Annotated in this window: 10 protein-coding genes; 7 read left to right on the top strand and 3 right to left on the bottom strand. The window is 48.3% G+C overall.

Annotated elements, in window-relative coordinates:
* Nucleotides 1–206: ISL3 family transposase (locus BVJ53_RS03945; RefSeq protein WP_016371970.1), on the top strand; the 206-nt coding region annotated here is incomplete at its 5' end.
* A 94-nt stretch (nt 207–300) separates the two neighbouring features.
* On the opposite strand, the gene BVJ53_RS15045 is transcribed toward BVJ53_RS03945, so the two are convergent.
* The 3 genes from BVJ53_RS15045 to BVJ53_RS03935 form a co-directional block, all read right to left on the bottom strand.
* Complete coding sequence (locus BVJ53_RS15045; RefSeq protein ID WP_167470162.1) at nt 301–471, bottom strand: hypothetical protein; 171 nt, start codon at nt 469–471, stop codon at nt 301–303.
* A gap of 84 nt (nt 472–555) precedes the next feature.
* Complete coding sequence (locus BVJ53_RS03940) at nt 556–1752, bottom strand: zinc-ribbon domain-containing protein (protein ID WP_129301250.1); 1197 nt, start codon at nt 1750–1752, stop codon at nt 556–558.
* A 3-nt stretch (nt 1753–1755) separates the two neighbouring features.
* On the bottom strand, nt 1756–2541 hold the full coding sequence (locus tag BVJ53_RS03935; protein WP_129301249.1) for an SGNH/GDSL hydrolase family protein: 786 nt from the start codon (nt 2539–2541) through the stop codon (nt 1756–1758).
* A gap of 287 nt (nt 2542–2828) precedes the next feature.
* On the opposite strand from BVJ53_RS03935, the gene pcrA reads away from it, so the two are divergent.
* Genes pcrA through gatB form a run of 6 tightly spaced genes read left to right on the top strand, consistent with a single transcriptional unit; the run spans nt 2829 to nt 11554 of the window.
* On the top strand, nt 2829–5081 hold the full coding sequence (pcrA, locus tag BVJ53_RS03930) for a DNA helicase PcrA (protein ID WP_129301248.1): 2253 nt from the start codon (nt 2829–2831) through the stop codon (nt 5079–5081).
* A 45-nt stretch (nt 5082–5126) separates the two neighbouring features.
* Complete coding sequence (gene ligA, locus BVJ53_RS03925) at nt 5127–7151, top strand: NAD-dependent DNA ligase LigA (RefSeq protein ID WP_129301247.1); 2025 nt, start codon at nt 5127–5129, stop codon at nt 7149–7151.
* A gap of 12 nt (nt 7152–7163) precedes the next feature.
* Nucleotides 7164–8315, top strand: coding sequence for a CamS family sex pheromone protein (locus tag BVJ53_RS03920; protein WP_129301246.1), 1152 nt, complete (start codon nt 7164–7166; stop codon nt 8313–8315).
* 52 nt (nt 8316–8367) lie between these two features.
* Nucleotides 8368–8664, top strand: a complete 297-nt coding sequence (gatC, locus tag BVJ53_RS03915; protein ID WP_129301245.1) for an Asp-tRNA(Asn)/Glu-tRNA(Gln) amidotransferase subunit GatC — start codon at nt 8368–8370, stop codon at nt 8662–8664.
* 3 nt (nt 8665–8667) lie between these two features.
* A complete protein-coding gene (gene gatA, locus BVJ53_RS03910; RefSeq protein ID WP_129301244.1) occupies nt 8668–10122 on the top strand; it encodes an Asp-tRNA(Asn)/Glu-tRNA(Gln) amidotransferase subunit GatA in 1455 nt (484 codons plus the stop codon).
* Nucleotide 10123: 1 nt separating this feature from the next.
* Nucleotides 10124–11554: an Asp-tRNA(Asn)/Glu-tRNA(Gln) amidotransferase subunit GatB gene (gatB, locus tag BVJ53_RS03905; protein WP_129301243.1), complete on the top strand. Its 1431-nt coding sequence runs from the start codon at nt 10124–10126 to the stop codon at nt 11552–11554.
* The last annotated feature ends 2 nt before the right edge of the window (nt 11555–11556 follow it).

Raw genomic sequence — 11556 nt, 5'->3', positions numbered from 1 at the left:
CTTACGAGCCAAACGGTACGGCAATGGACATGACGATCGCGACGCTTAAGCGACACAAAGTCGCTGTTCTCGCCGCTGTCACCAGCCCTTATTCCAACGGTCCGATCGAAGGGGTTAACCGCCTCATCAAGTCACTCAAACGATCCTGTTTTGGCTTCAAGAATCAGCTGAACTTCTTCAAACGAATCTACCAAATCACGGCATAACATGACAAAGACGGCTCCCCAAATGGAGAACCGCCTCAAATGATAAATTTATTCTTCAACACCAGTTGACGCAGAGCCTCAAAATGTAAACCATTTAGCGCATGCAACCGCCCATGTGCCAGGACGAAATGCCGCGCATCATGCTGCCGTGGCCAATACCCATGCCGCCACTGTTGTTAAAGACTTCCAAGATGAACAAGGCGGCAAAGATGGCGGCAATGACGATTAACGTGACCACTAATGGCCGCCACTTATCTGATGTCATACTATCCGCCTCCTAACTAATTAAATTCGGATGCTGCCACTAGTATAACACCTTGGCATAAATGACAAAGGGGATGAGGACGAATCAGTCATCGCGTTCCCATTTGATTTTGAGATTGGTCTCAATCAAGTCGTCATCGTCGAGTGCAAAAGGTTCAACGATGCTGCCGCCATCAGACTTAGTGAACTTAATATTGAAGATATTGCCGTCGCGATAAACGACTTCCCACTTACCGTTGCTTGGTGTGCCATTATTGGTCGCTGTATAGGTGCCATCACTATTAAAAGTGAACGTTGCCTGGTCGCCTGATTCCCAGCGTCCCACAATGCCACTAGTGGAATGATTGTCGTTACGTTTTGATGTATCGGAAGGATACTGGCGGGTTGTCTTCGTGACGCCATTGTCATCATAATCGTCATCGTTATCATCGGCATGTGTATCGCTAGCCGGATGTGAATTTTGTGATGCGGTGGCACTGGAAGAGGGAGCCGTCGCGGCATCTAAAGTCAGATCCGATGCTTGGCCTTTTAGCGGGATCACCACTTCCCGCGTGAAGTCTTTGGTTGAGCCGTCATGCGTGCCGCTGAGTTTAAGCGTATAGACGCCTGGCAGTTGGCCGGTGATGATATATTGACCGTCATGCGCCTTAACCTGAGCCGGCGTGCCGTTCAAAGTGAGCGTGGCATTTTTAAGGTTGGTTTTGACGACGGCATCAGCTGTTCCCAGCTTGATTTTATATTTTGGAAAAATAAGTAGCTCATGGCCTGCTTTGACAATCTGAACCATGCCGCTGGTCGACTTGGCCATAATCATGTTATGCAGAAGGCCGCGATCGCTGCGGTTTTTGATGAGTTGCGCAAGTGGCTTCAAATCGTCCTCATGCAACGCCGTACCATCGCTGGCTACCGCGACTTCCGCCATATCATCGGCATCACCACTGGTCATTTCTTCGGCCAGCTCGGTTACTTGACGATCTTGACTGTAATAAGCAGCGCCCGCAAAATAAGCGATTCCCAGTATTAAAATCACGGCGATACCCGTGACGAGCAGCCAGCGCCGCGGTGACCGCGGTGATCGGGGACGCCCAGCAGTAGCCAATGTTGCAGAAGCGGTGGACGAAGGGGTGGCAGGTGACGATTGTGACTTGGCTGATTCTTTTTGACTGGTGTTTTGTGCCTGTTGCCGAGCAGTACGAAGATCAAAGCCACAGTTTGGGCAAAAGTCATCATCAGGGCCAATCGGTTGACCGCAGTTAGGACAAAATCTTAAGGATGCTTGCATGGATCATTCCTCCAAAGTTTTGATGAGTAGGGCAGCGATTTGATCATGCCCCCGTTGATTAGGATGAAATGTGTCGCGCGGACCATTAGCCGCAAAATCGGGAATGGCGGTACCAGCTGGGCCGGTCACATCATCATGGCCTTGCCAGATCGTCGCTAAGTCGGCCACCGGCACATGGTAGGAGCGGCCAATCTCTTTGACAACAGCGTCAAATTTTAAATCCGCGGCGGCATATGGCCCGTTGTTCGGCGACCAAGTTGTCATGAGGATCAATTGGGCGGTGGTCTTTTCCTGCAGTGTTGTCACAATGGTTGTGAAGGCTTGGTGGTAAGCGTTGAGCGCTGAGGGGGACGCGCCTCCCACAGCATCATTAGTGCCAAATTCGATCGTCACCACGTCTGGCTGCTGCGACACTAAGCTTGATAACGCCGGGATGCCGAGATTGGTGGCAGTTTTACCGACTTCCGCAATGCCTGCCTCAGTAACGGTTTTGCCGGTTAACTGTCCTAATTGCCGGGCAAAGAGTGAGGTGAAACGGCTGGCCTTTTTATCTGCAAAAAGCCCGACAGAAAGGCTGTCACCAAAAGGTGCATAAACTAAAGTGTCTTTTGAGCGAGCCTTTAATTTAGCTAACGGCGTCAGTGGTACCGATGATGCCTGTGAGGTACTTACTTGGCGCGAACTTGCGGCTGTCGATGCGCGAATAGATTTAGCTGTATGCCGTTGAACCCCGCAACCAGCAGCTAACAATAGTAATAAAAGTCCCAGTCCCAACCAAAGCTTTTTCATAAAACCACCTTTGTTGAATCAATGTGAGGCCGATTCATGTTTCTCCGACTGTTTTCTTTAAGTGTAGCAGAGTGACTCGCTGACGCAATGAATATGCAGTGCTAATAACAAGCTGTGTGTCATCATGAAGGGACAAATTGTTGTCATTTGTAAATTCAAAATAGGCTTACAAGCGCGGTGGTTTTGGCCAATACGGATCTTTGCCGACACTCACGCTCAGGCCCAAAGTTTGGTACAATAGGTCAAGGAATTTTTCACTTGGTTTTTCTGAAAGGACGATTCGTTAAATGGTAATGGATGCCGCATTAAAGGGTATGAACGATAAGCAGGCCGAGGCGGTTCTGGCCACTGAAGGATCGGTTTTGATTATGGCTGGCGCCGGTTCCGGCAAGACACGGGTGTTGACGCACCGGATTGCTTATTTGGTAGAAGAAAAAAACGTCAATCCATGGAACATCCTTGCCATCACCTTCACGAATAAAGCAGCTCGTGAGATGCGTGAACGGGTAGGGAAGCTCGTTGATCCCGAAATCGCTCGGGACATTTGGGTCTCGACCTTCCATGCGCTTTGTGTCCGAATTTTACGGCGGGATATTGACAAGCTCGGCTATAATCGCGCCTTTACGATTGCGGATCCAGCTGAACAGCTGACGTTGGTCAAACACATTCTGGCAGATTTCAATTTAGATCCCAAACGCTACGACCCTAAGTCGATCCTGGGAGCCATTTCGAACGCCAAAAATGATTTGATCGATCCACAGACTTATGCGGATGAACAGGCCAATAGTCCATTCACCAAAATTGTCGCGGAAGTTTATGCGGAGTATCAAAAAAGGCTCCGTAGCGATCAGGCCCTGGACTTTGACGATCTGATCATGCAAACCATCGTGTTATTTGAAAAGGACAAAGAAACGCTCGCGTTTTACCAACGTAAATTCCGTTACATCCACGTTGATGAGTATCAGGATACGAACGAGGCGCAGTATCGGCTTGTGCACATGTTGGCAGAAGGTTATCACAATCTTTGTGTTGTTGGGGATGCTGATCAGAGTATTTATGGCTGGCGCGGTGCCAACATGCAGAACATTCTGGATTTCAAAAAGGATTTTCCTAAGGCACGCGTAATTTTGCTTGAGCAGAATTACCGCTCGACGAAGACCATTTTAAGTGCGGCTAATGATGTGATTAAAAACAACCTGAATCGTCAGGTAAAGACGTTGTGGACCGAGAATGCTAAGGGCGACAAAATCACGTATTATCGAGCGCAGAGCGAAACTGACGAGGCGATTTTCGTCATTCGCCGCATCGAAGAGGAAATGGCTGAGCATCATCGCCACTATGGTGATTTTGCGATTTTGTATCGAACAAATGCCCAGTCGCGTGCGATTGAAGAAGCATTCGTTAAGTCCAGTATTCCTTACAAAATGGTGGGAGGCCACAAGTTCTACGATCGTAAGGAAATTCGGGATGCGCTTGCGTATTTCCGGTTAGTCGTCAATCCCGAAGACGATATGAGTTTCACGCGGATTGTTAACGAACCCAAGCGTGGCATTGGCAATACCAGTGTCGAAAAGTTGGAAGCATTTGCCAGCCAGCACGGTTGGTCGTTGTTGGAAGCAGCAGCCAATGCCGAACTCAGTCCCATTTCCGGTAAAGCTCGCGGTAATCTTGCAAAGTTTGGCAAAATGATTCAGGAACTCGGCACGCGTCGTAAGGATTTGAATGTCACGGACATGATGCAGGCTATTCTGGATGAGAGTGGCTATCTGGACGCCTTGCGGGCAGCGCACACACTGGAAGCCGATACCCGGATTGAAAACCTTGAAGAATTGCTATCGGTGACGCAAGGATTTGACGAACGTTATCAGCCGGAAAATGAGGACAGCGATATTTTTGTCGACTTTCTGGCTGAGTTGGCGCTGCTGTCGGATCAAGACGAAGTAGAAGAAGATGCTCAGGAAGTTACTTTAATGACGTTGCATGCGGCTAAGGGACTGGAATTTCCTGTTGTCTTTTTGGTTGGCATGGAAGAAGGACTCTTCCCGCTGAGTCGGGCGGCCATGGACGAAGGCGAGCTTGAAGAAGAGCGGCGCCTCGCTTACGTCGGCATCACGCGCGCTAAACAGAAACTGTACCTGTCCAATGCCTATGCCAGGATGCTGTATGGCCAGCGGCAAAACAATCCGGCTAGTCGTTTTATTGAAGAAATCGATCCGGATTTGCTTGAAGTCGTTGGTGGCAATCAGCCGAAAAGCGATATTCCGTTTATTAACCGAACCGATCGGGCGTTTAGTTCGCCATATAGTCGTCATGCCGATACTTCCGCAACGCCGGTGACGGTTAAACCGGCACCGACAACCGGCGCTGGTCAAACCAGTTGGGAAGCTGGCGACAAGGTAACGCATCGTAAGTGGGGAACAGGTACCGTCGTCAAGGTCACTGGAACAGGCGATGATCAGGAATTGGACATTGCCTTTAAAGCGATGGGGATCAAGCGGTTGCTAGCAGCGTTTGCTCCGATCAAAAAAATCGAATCTTAATGATTGGCTCGTGAGAAAGAAGTATGGTGTTCAAGGAGGTTCGCCGTGTTAACAAAACCAGCTGCTCAATTTACACTTGAAGAAGCCGAGGCGGAAGTCGCCAAGCTGCGTAAGCAATTAAATCAATGGCGTCTGGAGTATTACACCAAAGACGCACCGACCGTGACGGATAACGTTTATGACGATCATTATCGTGACTTGCAAGCGTTAGAAGTGGCATTTCCTAAATTGATCACCCCTGATTCGCCAACGCAACAGGTAGGCGATGTGATCAACTCGGACTTTGCCAAAGTTCAGCATCCGATTCCTATGTTATCAATGGGTGATGTTTTTTCATTTGAAGAACTTAGTGAATGGGATGCGCGAATGCAGGCCAATGTTGGGCATCCGGTTGATTACAATGTGGAGTTAAAAATCGACGGACTTGCCTTATCGCTTATTTATGAAGATGGTAAATTGGTCCAAGGTTCGACGCGCGGTGATGGTAACATTGGCGAAGATGTCACCAAGAATGTGCTGACGATTGATTCAGTTCCGAAAACCTTGAAGAAGCCGCTGTCACTCGAAGTGCGTGGTGAATGTTATATGCCTAAAGCGGCGTTTGCCAAATTGAACGCTCGGCAGGAAACTGAAGGCAATCCGCCATTTGCCAATCCGCGCAATGCGGCCGCGGGTTCTTTGCGTCAACTGAATCCTCGGGTCACGGCCGGACGCGAACTGGACACGTTTATTTACACATTAATTGATCCTGATCGATTTAACGTAAAGACACAACATGAAGCGATTGCGTTTATGCGCGACTTGGGTTTTACCACGAATCCCAGTTCTGAGGTCGCCAGTGATATGCAGGCGATTGACGCGTACATTACCAAATACACAAGTGATCGTGATGCGTTGCCGTACGGAATTGACGGGATCGTTTTAAAGGTCAATGATTTAGCGCTGCAAACCCAGTTAGGTAATACCGTTAAAGTGCCGCGGTGGGAAATTGCGTATAAGTTTCCGCCTGAAGAAGCCGAGACAGTGATCCACGAAATTGTTTGGACAGTCGGCCGAACCGGTGTTGTCACGCCAACTGCGGTGATGGATCCCGTTCAGCTGGCGGGGACAACGGTTTCACGGGCAACCCTGCACAATGCGGACATGATTCATGATAAAGATATTCGCATTGGCGATACGGTTATGCTGCATAAAGCTGGCGACATTATCCCGGAAGTTTCGCGGGTGCTGGTTGCCAAACGCCCAGCGAATACGCCGCCGACACCCATTCCGGAAAAGTGTCCATCGTGCGGTCAGAAACTAGTGCACCTTGACGATGAGGTTGCGTTGCGGTGCATTAATCCGATGTGTCCAGCACAGGTGCAGGAACAGTTGACCCATTTTGCTTCGCGTAACGCCATGAACATTGATGGCTTAGGCCCTAAAATCATTGCGCAGTTGCAGGCTAAACACCTGGTGCGGGATGTCGCCGATCTTTACCGCTTGACGGCTGCTGATCTGGCTCAGCTGGACAAGTTCAAAGAAAAATCAATTAATAATTTATTAAGTGCGATTCATAACAGTCGGCAAAATTCCTTGGAACGCCTAATCTTTGGATTGGGGATTCGTCACGTTGGCGGGAAAGCCGCGCGAATTCTTGCGGAACATTTTGGCAACTTGGATCACCTGATGGCTGCCAGTCAGGAAGACATTGCGGAGATCCCTAATATTGGGCCGACCATTGCCGAAGCAGTTGTGACTTATTTTAAGACTGATACAGTACGAAAACTGATTGATCAATTGCGTTCTGCGGGGGTCAACCTACGTTATACCGGTCCCACTCAGCCAGCGGTGAAAGATAGCTTTGTTTCCGGAAAAACCGTGGTTATTACGGGCAAATTTGCCGAGTTTTCCCGACCGGATCTGACAAAGCGGCTTGAAAAATTAGGCGCCAACGTTACCGGATCGGTTTCAAAAAAAACAGATTTGGTGATTGTCGGTGATGCCGCTGGCAGTAAACTGGCGAAGGCCCAGAAATTAAATGTTCCGACGATGAATGAAACAGAATTGTTGGCGAACTTGAAGAATTGAGGAACTTCATCAATGAAGAAATTTTTGACGTTAACCTTACTGACAGGTGCGGTTATGCTGTTGGCAGCGTGTGGCAAGTTGAATTTGGACAGCAATAGCAGCAGTACAGGCGGCACTAAAACAGGAAGCTATCAAACAACGGGTACTGTTGATAACAGTATGTATCAGGGAGTTATCAAAAATGGCCGATACCAGACAAGCAGTGCGCGCGGCTTGATGCTGCAGCAAAATAATCAAGGCGAAAACACCTTCAATATCAGGAGTATGGAAAGTGGCTTGCAGACCTTGGCGAAGGCTCAGTTTCCAACGGACAAGTATTCTTTTGAAGAGGGACAGCTTTTAAGCACCGCCACGGTCAAAAGCTGGCTAGCACGTAAATCAAAATCCAATGCAGAAGGTCTTAATCCGCCTAGCAATGGTAAAACGGATCCTGATACCCGTAATCCGATTTACCTGCAACAAATTCTTGAACAGGATTTTATGTTACCAGACGGTAATAGCATGAAATTAGGCGGTATTGCGATTGCTTTAGGCATGAACAAAGTCGACTATTATACAAAGACAGAGTACGGAGCCCAATATCAAACAGAAATTTCTAACGAGACTATTAAGAAACAAGGCGAGGAGATGGCAGCAAAAGTGGTCTCCCGTTTACGCAGTATGGGAAAAGTGCCAAACAATATTCCGATTGTGGTCGGCATCTATAAAAATGCTGAGCAGGATAGTCTGGTCGGTGGCGTTTATGTCGAACATGCGACCAGTAAGAGCGGCACCGATCTTGGTTCATGGAAAAAGCTTGATCAACAGAATGAAGTTTTACCGGTTGTTGACAATCACAAGCCGATTAACACCGCCGTCGCAAATGATTTTTCCAATTTTACAAATCAGGTGAAAGGCTTTTTCCCGACTTTAGCAGGGATTACAGCACAGGCACATTATGAAAATGGTAATCTAGCCGGACTGAATATCACAGTCAATACCCAGTTCTATGGGTTAACCGAAATTCAAAGCTTTACTCAATATATTTCGACTGCTGCCAACAAGTACCTGCCCTCAGGTGTACCAATTGAAATAACCATTCAAAGTACGCAAGGCACCCAGGCTTTTATCTCGCGCAATTCCGGTGACAAGGGCTTTTATACGCATGTATTTGGGAGTTATTGAGCTAATCTTATGGTAAACTACGAATGAAAAAGAAAATGAAAGCGGGGATTGCATGATTTCTAAAGACAGTGTTGCGCATGTGGCCAGTTTGGCCAAACTGCAATTTTCTGAAGCTGATTTGGAGAAGTACACCGATCAGCTTGCGGAGATTCTGGATATGGTCGAACAGTTGGAGCAGGTTTCGACCAAAGATGTACCGGTCACCACGCAAAGTATTCATCTGGAGAACGTAATGCGTCCAGATGTTGCCAAGCCAGCGGAACCGGTTACTGAATTGCTCAAGAATGTTCCGACCAAGAAAGGGACCTTGATTCAAGTGCCGGCGATTATTGATAAGGAGGACGATTGACGCGTGGATTACTTTAAGACCAGTCTCGATCAGCTTCATGAACAGTTGCGTGCTGGACAGTTAACCAGTCAGCAATTAGTTGATGAGACATTAGCCGGCATCGACAAAATCGACCCTAACGTTGCGGCTTTTCTTGCTGTGAATGCGGATGGAGCCAAGAAACAGGCAGCCGCTGTAGACGCTGCCGGGATTGATGCAGACCAACCGTTATCCGGGGTACCGATTGCCATTAAAGACAACATCGTGACTAAGGGTGTGGTGACGACCGCAGCCTCCAAGATTCTGGCTAACTTTAATCCGATTTATAATGCAACCGTTGTCGAAAAACTCGCAGCAGCAGGTGCGATCAATGTCGGGAAAACGAATCTGGACGAGTTCGCCATGGGTTCTTCAACTGAAAACTCGGCCTTTAAGACAACCAAAAATGCGTGGGACTACACCCGCGTTCCCGGTGGTTCTTCAGGTGGCTCTGCGGCTGCTGTTGCTGCTGGTGAAGTGGTTGCGGCTTTGGGTAGTGATACCGGCGGATCGATTCGCCAACCGGCCGCCTTTAACGGGATTGTTGGGTTCAAGCCGACGTACGGCCGGGTTTCCCGGTGGGGACTTATTGCCTTTAGCTCAAGCCTCGATCAAATTGGGACGTTAACTCGTAATGTCAAAGACGCGGCGCAGGTTCTGAATGTGATTGCCGGCCATGACGAACGGGACAGTACAACTGCCGATAAACCGGTTCCTGACTATACCGAAAAGATTGGCCAGGCGATCAAAGGCATGAAGATTGCGTTGCCTAAGGAATACTTAGGTAAAGGGGTCGATCCGGCAGTTGCCGACAAGATTAAAACAGCGGCCAAGCAGCTTGAAGACATGGGCGCAACAGTGACTGAAGTTTCGCTGCCACACACGCAATACGCCGTCCCGGCTTATTACATCATCGCCAGTTCTGAAGCTAGTTCGAACTTGCAGCGATTTGATGGGATTCGTTACGGGTTCCGTGCCAAAGACGTTCACAACATCGAGGACGTTTATGTTCGTTCCCGTTCCGAAGGCTTTGGACCAGAAGTTAAACGGCGGATCATGCTGGGTACTTTTAGTCTGTCTGCAGGCTTTTACGATGCCTACTTCAAAAAAGCCGGACAGGTGCGGACTTTGATCACTCGCGATTTTGAAGCCGTTTTTAACGATTACGATTTGATTATCGGACCAACAACACCAACAGTTGCCTTTAAGATTGGCGAAAAAGTTACCGATCCGGTCACGATGTATATGAATGATATTTTGACAATCCCTGTTAATTTAGCTGGCTTACCGGCGGCCTCCGTACCGGCAGGCTTCGTTGATGGGATGCCGGTTGGGTTGCAACTCATTGGCAAGCCTTTTGCTGAAAGCACGATCTTCCAAGTTGCCGCAGCTTTTGAAGCGCAAAACGACTACTTAGCACAGATCCCGGGAGGCAAATAAGATGAATTTTGAAACGACAATCGGACTCGAAGTCCACGTTGAATTAAAAACCAAGTCAAAAATGTTCTCGCCAGCGCCGGTGACTTATGGTCAGGAACCTAATACCGAAACCAATGTCATTGATTGGGGCTTCCCGGGTGTGCTGCCAAGCATCAATCGCGGCGCTTACCAACTTGGCATTATGGTTGCCTTAGCATTGCATGCGGATGTCACCCGCGAGACTCATTTTGATCGGAAAAACTATTTTTATCCGGATAACCCAAAAGCATATCAGATTACCCAAAGTGAGAAACCACTTGGAACAAACGGTTGGGTTGAAATTGAAGTTAATGGTAAGAAGAAAAAAATCGGTATTGCCGAACTGCACGTCGAAGAAGATGCCGGCAAAAACCAGCATGAAGATGACGGCTATTCCTATGTTGACTTGAATCGGCAAGGTACACCTCTGGTCGAAATCGTCTCCAAACCGGATATCACCAGTCCAGAAGAAGCGTATGCCTACCTTGAAACGCTTCGCCAGATAGTCCAGTTTACCGGTGCTTCTGACGTTAAAATGGAAGAAGGCTCCATGCGGGTCGACACTAACCTCTCCATTCGGCCGATCGGACAAAAACACCTTGGTACCAAAACCGAAATCAAGAACTTGAATTCGTTTGTTCATGTTCGCGATGGGCTGGCATTTGAAGAAAAACGCCAGCAGTCAGTGTTGCTTAGTGGTGGTGAAGTGCGTCAGGAAACCCGCCGTTGGGATCCGGACGCAAAAGAGACCATTTTGATGCGGGTCAAAGAAGGCGCCGATGATTATCGGTACTTCCCGGAACCGGACTTACCGCCTGTTACGGTATCACAACAGTGGATTGACGAAGTTCAGGCATCGTTGCCGCAACCACCGGCAGAGCGGCGTGAGCATTATATCAAAGACTGGGGTATTCCAGCGTATGATGCTGGCGTTTTGACCCAGACCAAGGAAATGTCGGACTTCTTTGAAGCAACCGTGGCGCAAGGTGCTGATGCCAAGCAGGCGTCTAACTGGCTGATGGGTGAAGTTTCTGGCTATCTTAACGCTAAGCATATGGAATTGGGCCAAGTTGCGCTGACACCGGAGCATTTAGCTGGTATGATCAAATTAATCGGTGATGGGACGATTTCAAGCAAAATGGCTAAGAAAGTCTTTAAGGAAATTATTCAACACGATACCGATCCCGATCATTGGGTCCGCGAAAAAGGCTTGATTCAACTGTCTGATCCGGCGAAACTAACTCCGATTATCAGCGCGGTGTTGGATAATAACCAACAAAGTATTGATGATTTCAAAGCCGGCAAAGATCGAGCAATTGGTTTTCTTGTCGGTCAGATCATGAAGCAAACCCATGGTCAAGCAAATCCTAAAGTCGTCAATCAGATTTTGATGACAGAAATCAAGAAGCGTTAATC

Origin of the sequence: Lacticaseibacillus chiayiensis (genome assembly GCF_004123795.1) — a bacterium.
Taxonomy (GTDB): domain Bacteria; phylum Bacillota; class Bacilli; order Lactobacillales; family Lactobacillaceae; genus Lacticaseibacillus; species Lacticaseibacillus chiayiensis.
Note: the sequence above shows the minus strand (reverse complement) of the source record. Positions and strands in the feature narration are given on the sequence as shown.